The sequence below is a fragment of the Longicatena sp. 210702-DFI.1.196 genome, assembly GCF_020563125.1.
GTDB classification, from domain to species: domain Bacteria; phylum Bacillota_I; class Bacilli_A; order Erysipelotrichales; family Erysipelotrichaceae; genus Longicatena; species Longicatena caecimuris.
Map to the genome: position 1 here is coordinate 71872 of NZ_JAJCPX010000006.1, position 19915 is coordinate 91786.

Sequence of the window (19915 nt, forward strand, 5' to 3'; positions counted from 1 at the left end):
CTTCTGTTATTAATAAATATGTATTATAATATAAGAACATGAAGACACTAGATAAAGTGAGGTTGCTATGAAGAAAAAACATTACATTGTCAGTATGATGGCTGTTATCTTTTTATACCTTCTGGGAATTGGCAATTTTCATGGTGCCTTACAAGCAAATAATCAAAAAACGCAACATGCGAGTACTAAGATAATTAAAATAGGCTTTCCTATTCAAGAAGGCTTAAGTATGAAAGATGAAAAAGGAAATTATACAGGCTATATGTATGATTACTTAAAAGAACTTTCTCAATATACCGGATGGGAATATGAATTTATTGAAAGTAAAAGCGATGATGTAGACACACAAATATCAGAATTGCTAGATAAATTAAACAAGGGTGAAATTGATATGCTTGGCAGTATGCGTCGTAGTGATGAACTTGCAAAGCTGTATGATTATCCGACCGAAAGTTATGGCTACGCTTATAATGTATTAGCTGTGAATAAAGATAATGACTGGCTAGATTCCTATACGCTAGCAAATGGCAAAGAGATTACCATTGCTTTACAGAAAAAGGCAGAAATTAGAAATGGCCAATTAAAAGAATATGTAAAAACCAATGGCCTAAAAGTGAACTATAAGTATTATAATAACGGTACTGCGCAGATGGAAGCTGTAAAGAAAGGGGAAGCAGATGCTTTATTAAGTGTGGATATCGCCTTAGCCAGTGATTTTCGGGTTATTGCACGTTTTTCACCGGACCCTATGTATTTTGCAGTAGCCAAGGGGAAAACAAAGATTGTCCATGATTTAAATAAAGGAATGGAAGAGCTAAATGAAATAAACCCAACGTTAAAGCAAACGCTCTATACGAAATATTTTGAGGAAAAACTGGATCATGTTATTCTGACGCAGCAGGAAAAGGATTACATTAAAAAGGCAAAAACGTTTCATGTGATGATTATGAGCAATCAAGCTCCTGTTCAATATGTTAAAGGTAATAAGGCAACGGGAACGGCGATTGATATACTAGAAGACATCAAGGAAGAAACCGGGTTGCAGTTCTCATATGAGTTTGTAGACAACTATCATGAATATGAAGAACGTATGTTGCATCATGAAATTGATATCTTGGCCTCAATCAATTATGATTATTCCTTAAACTATATAAACACGATGAGCGTGACGAACGCGTATTTAAAGGCACCATTGCAGATTGTTTTACAAAAGAATACAGATTTAAATGCTTTAGACAATAAAAAATTGGCGATACGCAAAGAATTATCTTCAATCTTAAAAAGCCGCATTGATCCACACAATGTTATCTATGCGAACTCTACACAAGACTGTTTAAAAGCTGTTCATGATGGGGAAGCAGATTATATGATTGATTCTTCTTATGCCATCAGCTACTATATGAATCAGCTGGGATATCGTTCTATGATCAGTGTTGCCGATGTAAAAGGAGATATGTTAAATTATAGCTTTGGTGTAGTGGATGGAAATGATCATATGCTAGTCGGTATTTTGAATAAATGCATACGCAATTTGAAAGAAGAAGATATTAATACCTATATATATCAGCATTCACTAGATAAAGCGACCTTTACTTTGCGGGATTATATTCAGCAGCATATTATTGAAAGTATGGTGATAACGCTGTTGATCATCATTTGTATTGTTGCTGTTTTCAGTTATTTTTATCATCGCCAATTGAAAATGAAACGCCAGATTGAAGTAGAAAACAATCGCTATCGGATGCTAAGCAAGATCACACAAGAGATAATTTTTGAATATGACTATGAAAAAGATATTTTAAAGCTAGGGGATAAGCATAATTTCTTAGCTGAAACAAATGAAATTGAGAATTACGCAAAAGATATTTCATCAGACAAGAAAAAGGATGAATCTTCTTTATTCCAATGCATTATGGAAATGAAAGACACGGATCGTGAAGTTTTGATACAGTTAGCCAACAAGGAAGTGCGTTGGTTTCATGTCGTAATGAAGGTGGTTTATGACATGGATAGACCGGTGTATGCCATCGGTCGTGCTGTTGATATTCAAGAAGAAAAAACAGAACGTGAAAATCTGGAAAAAAAGAGTATGATGGATGCGCTGACTTCTGTTTATAATACAGCTGCTTTTAAAAAGAAAATACAATTGGAATTAGTGCGTGATAAAGGCATGTATGCGTTTGGTGTTTTAGATATTGATTATTTTAAAGAGGTCAATGATGAATTTGGCCATTTCATAGGAGATCAAGTATTGATCCATTGCGCAGATGTCATGCAGAAAGCATTTGGGGAAAAGGCATTGATAGGAAGATTAGGTGGCGATGAATTTGCTGTTTTCCTGATGGCACCACAAGATGAAAAAGCGGTAGTGAATGGTTGTGCAAGATTACAAAAAGCTCTGCAGACGACAATCGAAGGACTGCCCAATATCACCTTGAGTATGGGCTTTGTTATGACGAAGGATGTTTGTGATTATAACATTCTGTATCAAAAAGCAGATAAGGTTTTATATGAGGTGAAAGCAGCCGGAAGAAATGCATATTTCATAAAATCATAAATTAGATTGCTGAGTTTATGCTATGGAAGAAGATTAAAAAGAAAAGATTTCATTGATGGTGAAATCTTTTTTATCATGTGACACACATGGGATAGAATTAGGTGGTGAAAAGACCACTGTAGGGACGTTAATAAAACCTTGAAGAAAAGAGATCGAGTATCGTTACTAGACCAGTAGCAATGAAAGCATAGTTTTGTATGAATTCAACCGTCGTATACGTTTTTACGTACGATGATGTAAGAGGTCGAAAAATTGATCGTTTTCGATTGTTGTTCTTATCTATGAGAATAGGATGCGTAAGGGGGTTTTCATAAAGTATTTTTGCCAATTTGTATGATAGGTGACATAGTATAATAAACTGCTTAAGGCGAAGCCTAAGATAACATCAATAAAACTATGTTGTTTTAATACCATGGTAGAAATACAAATGAATACGCTTATTATAAGGCAAGCACTTTTCACAAGAAAAGGATGCTGAAACAGATGGCTGCGACAGACGACAAAACAGATTGCTATCGTGCTTGCGACATGGATGGAAGGACAAACATTGGTCGGTGTATCTATTTGTTGTAGTAATCGTGCGATGTCTGCTAACCAATTTGTATGTGTGATATTTACACGTAAATCTAATCCATTGGGTAAAATCATATAAATAAACAGACAAATGCTCATACCGGTAAACATCATAAAACAAAGCTCAAGAAATTCTTTTCGTGAATGAAAAAGAAAATAACAAAGCGATATTGCTAATAAAGGAAACCAGGTAAAATAAGGAATGACGAAGCTTTCATGAAAAGGAATCATATCATCGATAAAACAGTGAATATAATATTTCGGAACGACAAAAGTTTCTAAGAGTTCAAAGATTATCAGATATGGAATAAAATAAAAAAGGGCATAGGAATAAGGATGATCATGTAGCCAACTTTTGATGGATCGCATCATGAAATACCTCCTTCGTAATGTGTTTATTATATAAAAATTTATCTAAGATTACAATACACTAAAATAGATCATAGGTCATTTGTTTTTACGATTTTGTTTTTCAATTTGTCAATTCATGTTAAAATATTTCATAGAGAATATAAGAAAGGAATGTATGAAATGCTTTGGTTGTGGATCGGATGTGGCATAATGATGATATTGTTGGTAGCTGCCTATTGTTTAGGTAGATATTTTTTCCAGCGAGCATTTGATGCAAAGAGTGATAAATCTGATATTATCCAAAATGCTTCACATAGGAAAAAGAAACCAGAAGATCTATGGTTTGAGCAAGAAGTTTCACATATTGATGTACAAATCAAAAGTCATGATGATTTAACGTTACAAGGAACAATCATCAGAAACCACAAAACAAAATGGGTCGTTTTGGTGCATGGGTATATGGGGTGCAAAAAAGATCTTATACCGGCAGCGAAACGCTTTTACGGTATGGGATGTTCCGTGTTATTGATTGATTTGCGTGGGCATGGGAAAAGTGAAGGAACTGTCATTGGTTTTGGAGCATTGGATCATTTAGATATTCACGCATGGTGCAAATACTTAACACAGCAATATCACGCTACCGATATTGCTTTATATGGTGTAAGTATGGGAGCTGCCAGTGTCATGATGTGTGCTGATGAAACCAATGGATGTGTTAAAGTCATCATCGAAGATTGTGGTTTTACTTCTTTACGCGAACAGTTAACCCATCAATTAAGAAAAATGTTGCCTCACGTACCGCCTTGTATACCGCTTTTTTGTTTATCTTTATGTTTAAGAGCAAAAGCCGGTTATACATTAAAACAGGCATGTCCTATGGATCATGTGGCACAGGCAAAGGTTCCTATGCTGTTTCTGCATGGCGAACGTGATAATTTTATTCCCATTACGATGATGGAACAATTAGCAAAAAGTTGTCCTACTTTGCATCATGTTGTACGTTTACCAAAGGGAAGACATGCCAATAGTTCTTTATTAGAACCACATCTTTATTGGGAAGAGGTAGTATCATTTTTAAATAAGATTCAATTTCTTCCATAGCATAAAAGCTTTTTATGAGGGCTTACTTGTCTTTAACTTGCATCATCCAAGTAACTCATAAAAAGCTTTTAATTTTTAATTACTTCTTCTATTGTTTGAATCATTGCCTGCATCTGTGATGTTAGCCACTTATTACGATGATAAAACACCTGTTGCCATACCTGAAGATGATAATCGTGTGGCGTCAGTATTTTTAAAACACCTTTCTGTAATTCCTCTTCTACACTAAAGCGGGGAAGAAAGGAGATTGCGAGGCCTTGTTTTACCATATCTACAAGAAAGGCAGTATTGCCGATTTCTAAAAATGGTTTTACGGTTAGTCCCATTCGGGCAGCCTGTTGCTGCAAAGCATAGCGATAACTGGCATCTTGTTCCGTAAGCATTAATTTTTCTGATAAGATATCAGCTAAGGTTATTGTTTTCTTTTGACATAAGGGATGATCGTAACGGGCAACAAATAAAACATCAGATGGATATTCTAAAACTTTGATCCATGCCCCATCTTGCAGCTGTTGATCCATTAAATATACCAAATCAACCTGATTATGATTCATATAATCCAGTAATTGATCGATCGAAGCTGTTTCAATACGTAAGGAAACACCGGGATAGCGTTCATGAAACAATTTACAGATGACAGGAAATATGGAAGAACAAATACTCTCTATCATTCCTATACGTAATGTTCCGGTGAGCTGTGTTTGCGTTTTCATGGCGTTGCAGGCAGCATCTTTTGCTTGCAAGATTTCATTGGCATGGAGCAGAAATAATTCTCCTTGGGCCGTTAAAGATACGTGACGAGGAAAACGTTCAAATAAATGGGTTTGCAATTCTTCTTCCAGTTGTTGTATCTGAATTGTTATCGCTGCTTGTGTGTAGCCTAGGGCTTGCGCTGCTTTGGAAAAGCTTTCTAATTGTGCGGCTGTTACAAAGGTCTTAAGATGCTTGAAATCCATATGTCCTCCATAAAAAATATTTAATTGAAGTATAAAATATATAAATTATTACTATATGTAAAGACATGATATACTAAGTATATAGGAAAGTCAACAAGGAGTAGGGATATGCGAAAAGAAGACAGTATGTATCAGAAATATATTAATATTCTAAAAACAGAATTGGTACCGGCCATGGGATGTACAGAGCCAATAGCAATCGCTTATGCGGCAGCACTTGCCCAAAAAACTTTACAGGAAGATGTGAAACATGTTGAAATATATGCAAGTGGCAATATCATCAAAAATGTTAAAAGTGTAACAGTACCAAATACCAATGGACGAAAGGGCATCTTAGCGGCAGCAGCCATCGGTATTTGCGCCGGAGATCCAGATAAAAAATTACAGGTAATTTCTAAGGTCAAAACAGAGGATATTCAAAAAATGGAAAAATTTCTGGATACTGTAGATATGCAGCTTCATCGTATCCAGAGTGGCTGTGCTTTGGAACTTATTGTAAAGGTATTTAGCGAGAAACATCATGCACTTGTACATATACGTAATACACATGCGAATGTTGTTCTCATCAAACATGATGAAGCAATTATTTATCAAAAAGAAGATGAACTGCAACAAGAAACCGGTTATTCTTTACAGATGAAACAAATCTATGATTTCGCAATGTCTGTTGATGTTAAAGATGTAGAAGAAATCTTAGAACGTCAAATTGCGTATAATGAAGCTATTGCCAATGAAGGTTTGCGGGGAAATTATGGGGCAGGTATTGGAAATGTATTATTACATACATATGGAACTGCGGTAGAGGTTAAAGCTAGAGCAATGGCGGCAGCTGGCAGTGATGCGCGTATGAGTGGCTGTGAACTTCCGGTCATCATCAATTCAGGGAGTGGAAATCAGGGGATGACTGCTTCTTTACCTGTTTTGGTTTATGCTAAGGAATTGCATAGCTCACATGAACAATTGATGCGTGCCTTGATCATAAGTAATCTGACAACGCTTTATCAAAAACAATTTATTGGGCGTTTATCGGCTTATTGCGGTGCTGTCAGTGCCGGAGCTGGTGCTGGAGCTGGTATTACATATTTACTTGGTGGTGATTATGAGCATATTTGTCATACGATCGTAAATGCTTTGGCAATTACGAGTGGAATGCTTTGTGATGGAGCTAAACCAAGCTGTGCTGCGAAGATAGCTTCAGCAGTAGATGCCGGAATCCTAGGGTATGCAATGTATAAAGAAGGAAAACAATTTTATCGCGGAGAGGGCATTGTGGGTGACTCTATCGAAAAAACCATGGAAGGCATCGGTCAACTAGCACGCGATGGCATGAAAGAATGCGATGATGAAATTATCCGTTTAATGATTCAATCCATATCATAGGGCATATTACATACTACATCAGACGATCATAAGCACGGTGGTATATGAGATACATATATTATTTTCTATGTGCTAAAGATTTCATAAAGGAAAAGTCTTTTAAAAATAAGGAACACGGATTAAAGCCAGCAGGGTACTTATATTATAGAGACTTTTCTTTTCTATAACTTATCTTTTATCTGATTCTTTTGTTATGGCTTTTTGCGCTTTTAGTTCCTGAATATTAATATCGGGAGTGACTATCGTATAAATACCACACAGAATGGTGTTGGTATAAAAGGTGATAACTCGCCATAACAACATCATAGCAGCTGCATTGACTTTACCAACGATAGGAGTAAAGATGAGTGCAAATGTTGTTTCTGCTACACCGTGTTTGCCGTAGATTGGCAAGGAAGATAAAATGAGATCGACAAAGAAAGAGGCACTGAAAAACAAGGGGATATCATATAGACTGACTTCTATATGCAAGGCAATTGCGATTAAGATAGGCAGCGAATGGCGTAGTATTAAACGTAATGTATTTACTAGATGGATGCGCAATAGCAGTTTTCGATCTTGTACATATAAAATATTCACTGCTTGTAAAGATTTGCAAAATTGTTCCAGTTTTATTTCGATTGAAGCAGTCGTAACATGAAGGTTTAGCTTTTTCATAAACCAGAGCAATATCTGTATGAGAAGATGCTGCAAAAAGGGCCAAAAGAAAAGCAGCGATACAGCTATGAGCGGTATAAAACCAATCAGAAAACCGATAAAGGCAAAGGGGATTTCTTTCATAAACTGATTCACCAAAAAATCATAATTGATAGCGATGGCGAATGCAGCAAGTAATAAATAAGATATCTGATAAAGCAGCTGATCCATGACCAAGATAGAGCAAGCAACATCTGCTTTAAGTTTTTTCATCTTGAACATGACCATTTGTGCTGCTTTAGCAAACGCAGAGGCACTGACATTCATCAGAAACAAAGAAACAAGACCATTAGAAATGCCATTGTATAAACGATAATCATCTTGTGCTTTATGTCCTAACATACCAATGATGACACCGCCTAATATGCAAGTAATAAAACTTACCGTGATCAGTAAGAGTGAATGGTAGAAATCGAGGTTTTGCAGTAATTGTAAAATATCTTGCAAATCATCTTTTAAAGTAAGATACAACATGCTGATGACAAATAGAGTCAAGATCAGAATTTTTATAACTTGCTGATGTTTCTTCATAGTACTTCCTCTTTTTTCATTAGGATACACCTTTTTCATAATAAGAGCTAGTAATATAACGATTCTTTAGACAATAACAGGCAATTGTTCAGTATTGTAATTTGATAGAATTCATCCATTGTTCAAGAATATGCTGTTGTTTTTTCGACAATGTTGATAGGACCATATGTAAAGCTTCTTCCCAATCTGCACTTGCTGGCAACAGTAAAAGTTCATCAAGTGTTACCCAAGCGGTAAAGACAAATTGCTCAGCATAATGATGGCGCAAGAAGATGGCGAAATCCATAGGAGTATACGATTGAAATAATACCGTTAATTCTTCCAAAGAAAAGATATAACTATCCCAAATCTCGATCATATCTTGGAAATTATGCAAATGCGTTCGAAAATAATGTATTTTTTCAGTAGTCGATGTCATAGCAGATAAGACTTCTTGATGGTGTGTGAATTCACTATTTAAACAAGCGGTCATTACTTGTAAGGTATATTGTTTTGGCGTGTTATCCTCAAAAATAAAAAGTTCTGCATGGTTTTCCATATCGTTTTGCAGTCGTTGATTTAGAATAGGAAAATAGGCATACACATACACATATACATCCTCGTCAAGATATGGCTGTAAGCTTAGATACATTTGTTGCAAAAGCTCCTGTGGTCGCATTATGGATAACCTTTTATTAAAAGCATCAAGAGCAGCAGCATCCAGCTGAACTCCATAAGATTGTTTCAGGTATACATGTAACAATACTTGAGGCAATAAGACTTCCACCAGATTCTGATTTAGTTCAAACAAAGAAACGTGTCGCTGCATTTGATAAAGCTTATAAATCATCGGAAGTTCTTGATAAAAAGGTTTCAGAAAGGCTACTTCATAAGATAGTTGTTCCAGATAATGAGAAATTAAATCAATTCCCTGTAAATGATACATTGCATGCTCCAAAGGCAAACCATCTAGCAATGGATAATCGATATCTTCTTTTTCAAAAGCATACAACAAAGGAGCATAAGGCGATGATAAACGTTTGAGATAGGTTGGAAAAAAATCGGTAAGGAGATAACGCAGACGTTCATTTGGGTACCATTCGGCATAGAGCTGGACTTTTGCTAAGCGGTGTTTGCAAGCATGGCATAAAAGCTCTAACTGTTGTAAACCATGAACATAACGTTTTTTTAAAGATGCATCATCTGTGGCATGATGGGCTATATAAGTAATGCTGATAAGCATATCGTTTGCTACGTGACGAGGAACACAGCTACTGTTATGGTGTGTATAAAGCTGAATCAAATGTTTAAGTAACTCCAGACGCTCTTGTTGCTGGTCGCTACTCTTTTTTTGTGTTTGTATGTTAGAGCTCATTTTCGTATTTTTAGCTGTTTGCAGCACCGTTTTATAAGGACTTTATCAAATGTTCCATATTGCATATGAAAGGTAAGCAGGGTATGCAGTATGGTGGCATCATTCACTTGCCAGGAAAACAAAGAGCGTAATTGATAATAGGAAAATATGGCATCATGAAGCATGGGTAAATATCGTGTTGCATCTGCATAAGGGGAGGCAGCCAGCGCTTTTATCAGCTCATATAAGATGTGATAGTCACTCTCTACCAAGTCAAAAGCGCTACAAGCATGCTGCACACTTTGTTTTAAGGCTGTCATATCTTCTGCACGCAGATGGTATCCATAAGATTGAAGTTGTTGATTGAGCGTTTGATTGACGGATAAAGCTTGAGATGTCGTATGCATTGATGATCACTTCCTTTCATGTAAAGAGTTTTATCACAAATAGGAAGCGAGGTATAGTCTTGAAAAAATGATGAATTTATGGTATTATATGAATACAAATAAGAGAAAAAAATCTTTAAACTATATGTCGATGGTGTTGAAACATCATTTTTTTATTTTATCGGGATGAAAAGAGCAGATACAGGGATTGAAGAAAGGGCATAAACAAGTCTCAATACAGTATTTAATCATACGAACGTATGATAGAAGTACATACAAAAAAAACATCGGTAAATACACCGATGTTTTGCGTTATTTCTTAAGGACGTTTTACGATAACAGCAGTACCCTGTCCGCCACCGATACACAGAGATGCTAAACCAACTTTTGCATCACGTTTGATCATTTCGTGGATCAATGTTACTAAGATACGGTTACCAGATGCACCTACTGGATGACCCAGTGCAATGGCACCACCATTTACGTTTGTCTTGTTCATGAATTCTTCGCGATCGATACCGTGTTCTTCCACTAATTCATGGATAACACCTAAACTCTGTGCTGCGAATGCTTCATTCAGTTCGACTAATTCAATATCCTGCAGTTTCAGACCTGCATAGTTCAATGCATGACGAATTGCTGGAGTAGGACCTAAGCCCATAGTCAATGGATCTACACCACCTTGGCCGATACCGATAACTTCACAAATTGGTGTTAAGTTATATTTTGCTACAGCATCTTCACTAGCTAATAATACAAAGCTTGCACCATCATTGATACCAGATGCATTAGCAGCTGTTACAGTACCATCTTTAATGAAAGCTGGGCGAAGTTTTGCCATTTTTTCAGGAGTAGATTTACGGTTAGGATGTTCGTCAGTATCAAAGATCACAGTTTCTTTTCTCAGTTTTACTTCTACTGGAACGATTTCATCTTTGAAACGTCCGCTATCAACAGCAGCTATTGCTTTCTGTTGAGATGCATAACCGAATTCATCTTGCATTTCACGAGTGATGTTATATTTTTTCGCAATATTTTCTGCGGTAACACCCATGTGAATACCATTCATAGCATCAGTTAATGCGTCGTAGATCATATGGTCCGTACATTTGAAATCTCCCATTTTGTTTCCTGTACGAGTGTTTGCAGGAATTAGGTAAGGAGCACCTGACATGCTTTCTACACCACCAGCAACAACGATATCATTGAAGCCAGTCTGGATAGACATAACACCTTCCATTACGGTACGTAAACCGGAACCACATACCATGTTAACGGAATGTGAACAAACAGATTCAGGAATACCAGCAGCCAATGCAACCTGACGGCCGATGTTCTGCCCCAATCCTGCACTTAATACGTTACCACACAGCAGTTCATCAACATTTTCAGGGGCAACGTGTGCGTCTTCCAGTAATGCTTTGACAACAGTAGCACCTAAATCAACTGGTTTAACTGTTGTTAAAGAACCCAGAAAACTACCGATTGCACTACGTTTAGCGCTAACAACATAAGTTTTTTTCATTTTCTCTACCTGTCTTTCTTTTTCGAAACCTTTCTTGATATGAATACTAACTTCATACATGAATATGATACCGAAAAAGGATACAGATGTCAACAGCTTGTGAAAAAATTAATAAGTTCTGTATGCATACTTTTGGGTGTTGTAAGTTTAGGATGTTGTCCCTTTATAAGTAGGAGGAAACGTTATCATTTTGATGCATCTTGACTACAATACTAAGAATTCCCAAAAAAGATTAGATTCAAAGCATAAGCATTTAACTAAAGTGTACATCAAGAGCCAAGGATATGACCTACTTATACAAGATTTTTTCTTTTCATGAATAGAAAGGGATGGTAAGCAGGAAAGGTAAGGATAATACAGGAAGAAAGGGTGCTAATGAAACGGGTTTTTTGTTTCTGTTAAAACTTGTTAAAATTTTAACAATTGTGTTGACGAAAGGAAAAAAGAGGGATAAAATTATATATGGATTATGGCTCCCGAAACGCCGGGATACCGCCTGTTATATACATTATTTATATATAGGCGCATGTAAGAATCCTATTAGTTCAAGAACATTCAAGGAGAGGAGAACACTTATGGACTTCATGTTAACAGAACAACACAAAATGATGAAGAAACTATTCGCTGAGTTTGCTGAAAAAGATGTCAAACCTCTTGCAGCAGAAGTCGACGAAGACGAACGTTTCCCACGTGAAAACGTTGAAAAAATGAGAGAGTGCAAAATGCTCGGTATTCCATTCCCAAGAGAATACGGCGGAGCAGGTGCAGATTACCTGAGCTACATTCTGGCAGTTGAAGAACTGAGCAAGAAATGTGGTACTACAGGTGTTGTATTATCTGCCCATACTTCTCTGGGAACTTGGCCAATTTTTGCATTTGGTACAGAAGAACAGAAAAACCGTTATCTGCCTGATTTATGTACAGGTAAGAAACTGGCTGCTTTCGGTTTAACAGAACCAAATGCCGGTACGGATGCTGCTGGTCAGCAGACAACTGCTGTAAAAGATGGCGATGATTATATCTTAAATGGTACAAAGATCTTTATTACAAACGCTGGTGAAGCTGATGTATATGTAATCTTTGCGATGACTGACAAGTCTAAGGGAACACATGGTATTTCTGCCTTTATCGTAGAAAAAGGTATGCCAGGATTTACAGTAGGACAGCACGAAAAGAAATTAGGTATTCGTGGTAGTGCTACTAGTGAATTGATCTTTAACAATGTGCGTTTAAGCAAAGATCAGCTGTTAGGTCAAGAAGGTAAAGGCTTCAAGATTGCCATGATGACACTGGATGGCGGACGTATCGGTATCGCTGCACAGGCATTAGGTATTGCTCAGGGTGCAATTGATGAAGTTGTTCCTTATGTGAAATCACGTAAACAGTTCGGTCGCCCTATTTCTAAATTCCAGAACACACAGTTCCAGTTGGCTGATATGCAGGTAAAAACAGATGCAGCTCGTCTGTTAGTTTATCAGGCTGCGATGGCTAAAGAAAACGGACAACCTTACACATACTTAGCTGCTGAAGCAAAATTATTTGCTGCTGAAGTTGCCATGGAAGTTACGACAAAAGCAATCCAGCTGATGGGTGGATATGGTTATACACGTGATTATCCAGTAGAAAGAATGTTCCGTGATGCAAAAATTACGGAAATCTACGAAGGTACTTCTGAAGTACAGCGTATGGTTATTTCTGGACAGATGTTGAAATAATAAAAGGAAAGGAAGAAGATCATGAAAATTATCGTTCTTGTAAAACAGGTACCGGATTCAACTGAAATCCGTGTCGATAAGGTAACAGGTACTCTGATTCGTGCTGGTGTACCAAGTATCATCAACCCAGATGATTTAGCTGGTGTTGAAGAAGCATTGAAAATTAAAGAGGCAACAGGTGCTCATGTAACGGTTATCTCTATGGGGCCTCCTCAGGCAAACGGCATGCTGAAAGAACTGTATGGCCGTGGTGTTGATGAATGTATTTTGATTACTGACCGTGCTTTTGCCGGTGCGGATACATGTGCTACTTCTAGTACATTGGCTGCTGCCATTGAAAAAGTTGGTTATGACTTGATCATCGGCGGACGTCAGGCAATTGATGGTGATACTGCACAGGTTGGTCCTCAGACAGCAGAACGTCTGGATATTCCTCAGGTTACTTACGTGGATAAGATCATGGAAGTAAATGATAAGAGTGTTACAGTTCGTAAGTCATTAGAAGATACTGAAGAAATTATTGAAGCTAAGCTTCCATGTCTGTTAACAACATTAAGTGGAATGAACACTCCTCGTTACATGAACTGTAATGATATCGTTGATTCCTTCAGCAAAGAAGTGAAGATCATGACCTTTGCTGATTTGGATATCCCTGCTGAAAAAGTAGGTTTGGCAGGTTCTCCTACTAAGGTTCACCATACATTTACAAAAGATGTTACGGCTGAAACGGAAACTTACGATATGCCAGCAGCTGATGCAGCAAAACTGATTGCTAAAACACTGAAAGAAAAGCAGATCATTACGAAATAGGAGGAGAAAACAATGGCTAAATTTGAAGGATACAAAGATATTTACGTATTCGTTGAACAGAGAAATGGTGAAATTGCCAACGTCGGATACGAATTAATTTCTGAAGCTAGAAAATTGGTAGCATCAATTCCTCAGATGGGATTCCAGGTTGTTGGTGTTCTGTTAGGACACAACGTAACGGATAAAGCAAACGATGTTATCGCACACGGTGCTGATAAAGTAATCGTTGCAGATCATGAATTACTGGAAGGCTACTCTACACAATTCTATGCTGATACATTAACACAGATTATCGAAACATATAAACCAGACAGTTTCTTAACTGGTGCTACGGTATTAGGCCGTGACTTAGCTCCAAGAGTTGCTGCTCGTTTGAATGCAGGTTTGACTGCAGATGCTACAAAGATTGAAATCGATCAGGAAAAAGTTGCGGATGGTGAAGCATTATTATTAGTTACACGTCCTACTTTCGGTGGTAACCTGTTTGGTACAATCGTTTGTCCAGACACTCGTCCACAGATGGCAACGATTCGTCCAAACGTATTCAGCATGGATCCAGTGGATACTGCAAGAACAGGTGAAGTTGTAGCATTTACACCTGATTTCAAAGATACAGACGCAAAAGTTGTTGTTAAAGAAGTAATCGCTAAGGTTGTGGAAGGTATCGATATTACAAAATGCGATATCTTAGTAGGTGCCGGTCGTGGTGCTGAAGATTGCTTAGACATGGTAGAAGCAGTTGCAGAAGAATTAGGCGGTGCAATGTGTGCTAGCCGTGCCGTTGTTGATGATGGTTTTGCATCAAAAGACATTCAGGTAGGCCAGACGGGTAAGACCGTACGTCCTTCTCTGTACATCGCATGTGGTATTTCCGGTGCTTGTCAGCATGTTGCCGGTATGGAAAAATCAGATATGATCATCGCTATCAACCGTGATCCACAGGCTGAAATCTTCTCTATTGCAAACATGGGCTTCATCGGTGATGTAAAAGAAATCTTACCTCTTCTGAAAGAAGAAATCATCGCTGCGAAAAAAGCATAATTAAAATCATACGCAGAAGGTGGATAGGAAAATATTTCTATCCCCTCTGTTATATGAGATAAAAAAGGTAAAAAGGAGATAATGAACATGAAAAAAGTTGGTGTAATCGGCGCTGGAACAATGGGCCAGGGCATTGCAAACGCATTTGCTACAAATGGTTATGATGTAACTGTATGTGACATTAAGCTTGAATGGGCACAGGGCGGAATCGACAAGATCGGTAAAAAGTTAGACAAATTGGTAACCAGAGAAAAAATGACAGCTGATAAAGCTGCTGAAATCAAAGGTAACCTGAAGGCTGGCGAATACAAAGATTTGGCTGATTGCGACTTAGTAGTAGAAGCTGTTCTGGAAATCATGGAAACAAAGAAAGAACTGTTCTCTACATTGGATGAAATCTGTAAAGAATCTTGTATCTTTGGTACAAACACATCTTCTTTATCAGTAACAGAAATTGCAAAAGGTATCAAACACCCAGTAATCGGTATGCATTTCTTCAACCCAGCAGATCGTATGAAACTGGTTGAAGTTATCTCTGGTATCAATACTCCAGTAGAAACAAAAGAGGCTATCATCGAAATTTCTAAATCTTTAGGAAAGACTCCTGTTGAAGTTGCAGAAGGTCCTGGATTCGTTGTTAACCGTATCTTGATTCCTATGATCAATGAAGCAGCTACGATCCTGCAGGAAGGCATTGCTTCTGTAGAAGATATCGATACTGCTATGAAACTGGGAGCTAATCATCCTATGGGACCTTTAGCTTTAGGTGACTTGATCGGTTTGGATATCGTAGTAGCTATCATGGACGTATTGTTCAATGAAACTCACGATTCTAAATATCGTTGCTGTACACTGTTGAGAAAAATGGTACGTGGAGGCAAATTGGGTCAGAAGACTGGTGTAGGATTCTACGACTATACAAAATAAGTTCGAAACGTATGATAAAGCGAGTGAATCTATAATTTCTATATCCATTGAAATTGTGGATTCACTTTTTTAAGAAAGCGAGGATATAAACATGGAAACTATTTTAGTAAACTATGAAGGACATGTGGCTACCATTACCATTAATCGTCCAAAAGCATTGAATGCATTAAGTACACAGGTATTAACAGAATTGAATGAAGCTTTAGATGAAGTTGAAGCTAACAAAGATGTTTATGCGTTGATCATCACAGGTGCTGGTGAAAAATCTTTCGTTGCAGGTGCTGATATCGCGGAAATGAAAGAAAAGAACGTTGAAGAAGCTGCTGCTTACGGTAAATTCGGTAATGAAGTATTCCGTCGCATCGAAGCTTTCCGTTGTCCTGTTATTGCGGCAGTGAATGGCTTTGCTCTTGGTGGTGGCTGTGAATTGGCTATGAGCTGTGACATTCGTTTAGCAAGCGAAAATGCTGTTTTCGGTCAGCCAGAAGTTGGTTTGGGTATTACTCCAGGCTTTGGTGGTACACAGCGTTTAGCACGTATCGTTGGTGTTGGCATTGCCAAAGAAATGATTTATACAGCAAGAAATATCAAAGCACCTCGTGCTGCTGAAATCGGTTTGGTAAACAAAATCGTTCCTGCTGAAGAATTGATGGCTACAGCAATGAAGATGGCGAAAGGTATTGCCGCAAATGCACCAATCGCTGTTGCAAATTCTAAGAAAGCTATCAATAATGGTTTACAGACGGATATCGATGGTGGTATCGCTATTGAAGTGGAAGAATTCTCTAACTGCTTCGCTACTGAAGATCAGACATATGGTATGACTTGTTTCTTGGAAAAAGTAAAAGAAAAAACATTCTCTAACAAATAATAATGCATCTTCAAAAAGCGTATCTCTTGGTATACGCTTTTCCTTGTGGTAAAGTAAAACCATGAGAGATACAAAGGAGGTTATGAAGTTGAGTAAAGTTATTAGTCTTGAACAGGCAGTTTCCATGATTCCAGATGGTGCCAATATCGGTATCGGTGGTTTTATCGGCTGCGGTCATCCTCAGGAATTTTCTGTAGGAATTGAAGAAGCTTTTCTAAAAAGTGGTCATCCACGTGATCTTACCATCATGTTCTCCGCCGGTATCGGTGATGGAACAGATAAGCTTGGCTTGAATAAGTTGGGACATGAAGGTTTGTTAAAACGTATCATTGGTGGTCATTGGGGATTGATTCCTAAGCTGCAGAAATTGGTATTTGAAAATAAGGTAGAAGGGTATAACTTACCTTTAGGTACGATTTCTTTGATGTTCCGTGATATTGCCGGACATCGTCCTGGTACCTTCACAAAGATTGGTTTAAAGACATTCGTTGATCCTCGTATCGAAGGGGCTAAGATGAATGAGCGCTCAAAAGATGACTTAGTAGAATTGGTAAATCTGCATGGAGAAGAATGGCTGCTTTATAAGTCTTTCCCATTGAATGTTGCCTTGATTCGTGCGACATATTGTGATGAAGATGGAAATGCAACGATGGAGAAAGAAGCGGCAACCTTGGATTCCCTTTCAATTGCACAGGCTGCGAAAAATTCCGGTGGTATTGTTTTACTACAGGTAGAAAAAGTTGTGCAAAATGGAACCTTAGATCCACGTAAGGTAAAGATTCCTGGTATTTATGTTGATGGCATCGTAGTTTCTCGTCCTGAGAATCATATGCAGACGTATGCAGAACAATATAATCCTGCATTAAGCGGTGAAATTAAAGTGCCGGTGGATTCTATTCCTCCTATGGCTTTAAATGAACGTAAAGTCATCTGCCGTCGTGCAGCGATGGAGTTAGATCCTGAATGTGTTATTAATTTAGGTATTGGTATGCCGGAAGGAATCGCCAATGTCGCAAATGAAGAAGGATTACCAGGATTGAAACTAACAGTAGAAGCCGGTGGTATTGGCGGTGTACCAAATGCTGGTACGGCGTTTGGTACTTGTACGAATCCAGATGCAATCATCGATCAGCCATATCAGTTTGACTTCTATGATGGCGGTGGCTTAGGACAGGCATTCTTAGGTCTTGCGGAATGTGATAAAGATGGCAATATCAACGTATCTCGCTTTGGACCAAAGATTGCCGGATGCGGTGGTTTCATCAATATTACGCAGACATCTCCGGTAGTTGTATACTGTGGTACTTTTACAGCCGGTGGATTAAAGGTAGCTGTGGAAAATGGTGAATTAAAGATTCTGCAGGAAGGACGCATTAAGAAATTTAAAGAAAATGTGGAACAGATTACTTTCTCTGCAGAATATGCAAAAGATACCGGACAAAAGGTTGTGTACATTACAGAACGTGCTGTCTTTGAATTGCTAGACGGTGTTTTAACCTTAACGGAAATCGCTCCTGGAGTTGATTTAGAAAAAGATGTATTGGCGCATATGGAATTCAAACCTACGATTGCCAAAGATCTGAAACTTATGGATGCACGTCTATTCAAAGATGAAATCATGGGTCTGAAAAAAGATTAAAGAAATTCAGAAAGGTGCTCTTGTTGCACCTTTTTCCATTTTTCTACCGATTTTTCCATATTACTATTCATAATTTATTATTTTGTTATACTGAATATGCAATATAAAGCATATCACATGAAAGAATCATGTTGATATAGAGAATCTTATCATGCGGTGAGTGTAGACCATTGGTCATAGAGATTGATCGTAAGATGAGATTCAGGCTGATTACAGGGCTATCAAATGCATTCATGTTGGTGGTTATCGTTGGTAAGTAGCAGGTGAAGTTGTATGGTAGTAGTATATAATGCGCGAAATACCTGTAAATCAGCACAAGAGAAATGCAGTGATGAAAAGAAAACATCAGCTGCATTTCTTTTTTTATGTAATTTGTATTATAATGATTCCATGATGAGGAGTGAAATATATGTATAGTTTTTGTAATGATTATAGCGAAGGCGCAATCCCTATGATTATGGAGCGTCTGCAGGAATTTAATAAGAAACAAAATCCAGGTTATGGAATGGATGAAATTTGTGATAAAGCAAGAGAAAAAATTCAAGAAGTACTGCAATGTCCTACGTGTGACATCCATTTTTTAGTTGGAGGAACACAAGCAAATTTAACTGTTATTGCCAGTGCATTACGTCCTTATGAAGCAGTTATGGCAGCCGATAGTGGTCATATCAATGTGCATGAAACAGGGGCTATTGAAGCAAGCGGACATAAGGTAGTCATTGTTGACAGTGCGGATGGCAAAGTCAGTGTGGAAGGAATTTATGAGGAAGTCAGACGCCATTGTGATGAGCATATGGTCAAGCCCAAAATGGTTTATATTTCAGATGCAACGGAGCTAGGCAGTGTGTATCGAAAAGCAGAACTACAGGCTTTGCGCAAGACATGTGATGCGTTGGGATTATATCTGTTTATGGATGGTGCTCGTTTAGGGTGTGCTCTGACAGCAAGTGATAACGATGTAAGCTTTGCTGATTTATGCAAATATATTGATGTCTTTTCCATTGGTGGTACTAAAAATGGTGCGCTATTCGGAGAAGCTGTCGTTATTGTGAATGAACAGTTGAAAAAAGATTTTCGCTATATGATAAAACAGCGTGGCGGTATGCTTGCGAAAGGTTGGTTATTGGGGCTACAGTTTTTATCCTTATTTGAAGACGATCAGTATAGAAAGATTGCGGCTCATGCGAATGCGATGGCACAAAAATTACAAACAGCATTTGTTGATTGTGGGTATTCATTATTTGCCAAATCATCCACGAATCAGATATTTGTCATTTTACCGAACGAGGTTATCAAAAAATTAGAAAAAGAATATGCGTTTCAGTTTTGGGAAAAGGTAGATGCTACACATACAGCAATGCGTTTTGTCACGAGTTGGGCGACACCTGAAGCAGTAATCGATGAATTTATCACATATCTAAAGCAAATTTAAGAAACAAAATCTGAGATGTTAGGGCGCCTTAGCAAGCAATATAATATGAGGTGCTCTTTTTATTGCTGACAGTACCTAACAAATGACAGAA

General features: G+C 37.8%; 16 protein-coding genes. 10 read left to right on the forward strand and 6 right to left on the reverse strand.

Annotation, left to right across the window (positions count from 1 at the left end):
• Positions 1-67: 67 nt before the first annotated feature.
• On the forward strand, positions 68-2557 hold the full coding sequence (locus tag LI241_RS04515; RefSeq protein WP_008688800.1) for a GGDEF domain-containing protein: 2490 nt from the start codon (positions 68-70) through the stop codon (positions 2555-2557).
• A 279-nt stretch (positions 2558-2836) separates the two neighbouring features.
• Here the strand turns inward: LI241_RS04515 and LI241_RS04520 are convergent, their stop codons facing one another.
• Complete coding sequence (locus tag LI241_RS04520; protein ID WP_017144636.1) at positions 2837-3502, reverse strand: phosphatase PAP2 family protein; 666 nt, start codon at positions 3500-3502, stop codon at positions 2837-2839.
• A 189-nt stretch (positions 3503-3691) separates the two neighbouring features.
• Between LI241_RS04520 and LI241_RS04525 the strand changes: the two genes are divergently transcribed.
• Positions 3692-4582 carry an alpha/beta hydrolase gene (locus LI241_RS04525; RefSeq protein ID WP_213540244.1) on the forward strand — a complete coding sequence of 297 codons (891 nt, stop codon included), beginning with the start codon at positions 3692-3694 and terminating at the stop codon, positions 4580-4582.
• A 68-nt stretch (positions 4583-4650) separates the two neighbouring features.
• Here the strand turns inward: LI241_RS04525 and LI241_RS04530 are convergent, their stop codons facing one another.
• On the reverse strand, positions 4651-5538 hold the full coding sequence (locus LI241_RS04530) for a LysR family transcriptional regulator (protein WP_008688797.1): 888 nt from the start codon (positions 5536-5538) through the stop codon (positions 4651-4653).
• 108 nt (positions 5539-5646) lie between these two features.
• Between LI241_RS04530 and LI241_RS04535 the strand changes: the two genes are divergently transcribed.
• Positions 5647-6918 carry a serine dehydratase subunit alpha family protein gene (locus LI241_RS04535; RefSeq protein WP_008688796.1) on the forward strand — a complete coding sequence of 424 codons (1272 nt, stop codon included), beginning with the start codon at positions 5647-5649 and terminating at the stop codon, positions 6916-6918.
• A gap of 168 nt (positions 6919-7086) precedes the next feature.
• Here the strand turns inward: LI241_RS04535 and LI241_RS04540 are convergent, their stop codons facing one another.
• The 4 genes from LI241_RS04540 to LI241_RS04555 all read right to left on the reverse strand — a co-directional run bounded on the left by LI241_RS04540 (position 7087) and on the right by LI241_RS04555 (position 11389).
• Positions 7087-8145 carry a lysylphosphatidylglycerol synthase transmembrane domain-containing protein gene (locus LI241_RS04540; RefSeq protein ID WP_008688795.1) on the reverse strand — a complete coding sequence of 353 codons (1059 nt, stop codon included), beginning with the start codon at positions 8143-8145 and terminating at the stop codon, positions 7087-7089.
• Positions 8146-8233: 88 nt separating this feature from the next.
• Complete coding sequence (locus LI241_RS04545; protein ID WP_008688794.1) at positions 8234-9499, reverse strand: DUF6179 domain-containing protein; 1266 nt, start codon at positions 9497-9499, stop codon at positions 8234-8236.
• Positions 9496-9885, reverse strand: coding sequence for a DUF6323 family protein (locus tag LI241_RS04550; protein WP_008688793.1), 390 nt, complete (start codon positions 9883-9885; stop codon positions 9496-9498). The genes LI241_RS04545 and LI241_RS04550 overlap by 4 nt, the downstream gene beginning before the upstream one ends.
• Positions 9886-10183: 298 nt before the next feature.
• Positions 10184-11389 (reverse strand): acetyl-CoA C-acetyltransferase, encoded by a 1206-nt coding sequence (locus LI241_RS04555; RefSeq protein WP_026006713.1) that lies wholly within the window; start codon positions 11387-11389, stop codon positions 10184-10186.
• Between the two features lie 575 nt (positions 11390-11964).
• Here LI241_RS04555 and LI241_RS04560 point away from each other — a divergent pair.
• From LI241_RS04560 to LI241_RS04590, 7 genes are all read left to right on the forward strand, one after another.
• A complete protein-coding gene (locus LI241_RS04560; protein WP_008688791.1) occupies positions 11965-13104 on the forward strand; it encodes an acyl-CoA dehydrogenase in 1140 nt (379 codons plus the stop codon).
• A gap of 21 nt (positions 13105-13125) precedes the next feature.
• Positions 13126-13914, forward strand: a complete 789-nt coding sequence (locus LI241_RS04565; RefSeq protein WP_227151022.1) for an electron transfer flavoprotein subunit beta/FixA family protein — start codon at positions 13126-13128, stop codon at positions 13912-13914.
• A gap of 12 nt (positions 13915-13926) precedes the next feature.
• Positions 13927-14955, forward strand: a complete 1029-nt coding sequence (locus tag LI241_RS04570; protein WP_008688789.1) for an electron transfer flavoprotein subunit alpha/FixB family protein — start codon at positions 13927-13929, stop codon at positions 14953-14955.
• Positions 14956-15036: 81 nt separating this feature from the next.
• Complete coding sequence (locus tag LI241_RS04575) at positions 15037-15882, forward strand: 3-hydroxyacyl-CoA dehydrogenase NAD-binding domain-containing protein (protein ID WP_008979040.1); 846 nt, start codon at positions 15037-15039, stop codon at positions 15880-15882.
• Positions 15883-15973: 91 nt separating this feature from the next.
• Positions 15974-16753 (forward strand): short-chain-enoyl-CoA hydratase, encoded by a 780-nt coding sequence (locus tag LI241_RS04580; RefSeq protein WP_227151020.1) that lies wholly within the window; start codon positions 15974-15976, stop codon positions 16751-16753.
• A gap of 88 nt (positions 16754-16841) precedes the next feature.
• Positions 16842-18392, forward strand: a complete 1551-nt coding sequence (locus LI241_RS04585; protein WP_017144638.1) for an acyl CoA:acetate/3-ketoacid CoA transferase — start codon at positions 16842-16844, stop codon at positions 18390-18392.
• Between the two features lie 409 nt (positions 18393-18801).
• Positions 18802-19824, forward strand: coding sequence for a low specificity L-threonine aldolase (locus tag LI241_RS04590; protein WP_008688784.1), 1023 nt, complete (start codon positions 18802-18804; stop codon positions 19822-19824).
• Positions 19825-19915 lie beyond the last annotated feature (91 nt).

What these genes read in the sequence shown, in the direction of transcription:
- LI241_RS04515 (WP_008688800.1), top strand. Translation starts at nt 68, where the DNA reads ATGAAGAAAAAACATTACATTGTCAGTATGATGGCTGTTATCTTTTTA.
- LI241_RS04520 (WP_017144636.1), bottom strand. Translation starts at nt 3,502, where the DNA reads ATGATGCGATCCATCAAAAGTTGGCTACATGATCATCCTTATTCCTAT.
- LI241_RS04525 (WP_213540244.1), top strand. Translation starts at nt 3,692, where the DNA reads ATGATGATATTGTTGGTAGCTGCCTATTGTTTAGGTAGATATTTTTTC.
- LI241_RS04530 (WP_008688797.1), bottom strand. Translation starts at nt 5,538, where the DNA reads ATGGATTTCAAGCATCTTAAGACCTTTGTAACAGCCGCACAATTAGAA.
- LI241_RS04535 (WP_008688796.1), top strand. Translation starts at nt 5,647, where the DNA reads ATGCGAAAAGAAGACAGTATGTATCAGAAATATATTAATATTCTAAAA.
- LI241_RS04540 (WP_008688795.1), bottom strand. Translation starts at nt 8,145, where the DNA reads ATGAAGAAACATCAGCAAGTTATAAAAATTCTGATCTTGACTCTATTT.
- LI241_RS04545 (WP_008688794.1), bottom strand. Translation starts at nt 9,499, where the DNA reads ATGAGCTCTAACATACAAACACAAAAAAAGAGTAGCGACCAGCAACAA.
- LI241_RS04550 (WP_008688793.1), bottom strand. Translation starts at nt 9,885, where the DNA reads ATGCATACGACATCTCAAGCTTTATCCGTCAATCAAACGCTCAATCAA.
- LI241_RS04555 (WP_026006713.1), bottom strand. Translation starts at nt 11,389, where the DNA reads ATGAAAAAAACTTATGTTGTTAGCGCTAAACGTAGTGCAATCGGTAGT.
- LI241_RS04560 (WP_008688791.1), top strand. Translation starts at nt 11,965, where the DNA reads ATGGACTTCATGTTAACAGAACAACACAAAATGATGAAGAAACTATTC.
- LI241_RS04565 (WP_227151022.1), top strand. Translation starts at nt 13,126, where the DNA reads ATGAAAATTATCGTTCTTGTAAAACAGGTACCGGATTCAACTGAAATC.
- LI241_RS04570 (WP_008688789.1), top strand. Translation starts at nt 13,927, where the DNA reads ATGGCTAAATTTGAAGGATACAAAGATATTTACGTATTCGTTGAACAG.
- LI241_RS04575 (WP_008979040.1), top strand. Translation starts at nt 15,037, where the DNA reads ATGAACATGAAAAAAGTTGGTGTAATCGGCGCTGGAACAATGGGCCAG.
- LI241_RS04580 (WP_227151020.1), top strand. Translation starts at nt 15,974, where the DNA reads ATGGAAACTATTTTAGTAAACTATGAAGGACATGTGGCTACCATTACC.
- LI241_RS04590 (WP_008688784.1), top strand. Translation starts at nt 18,802, where the DNA reads ATGTATAGTTTTTGTAATGATTATAGCGAAGGCGCAATCCCTATGATT.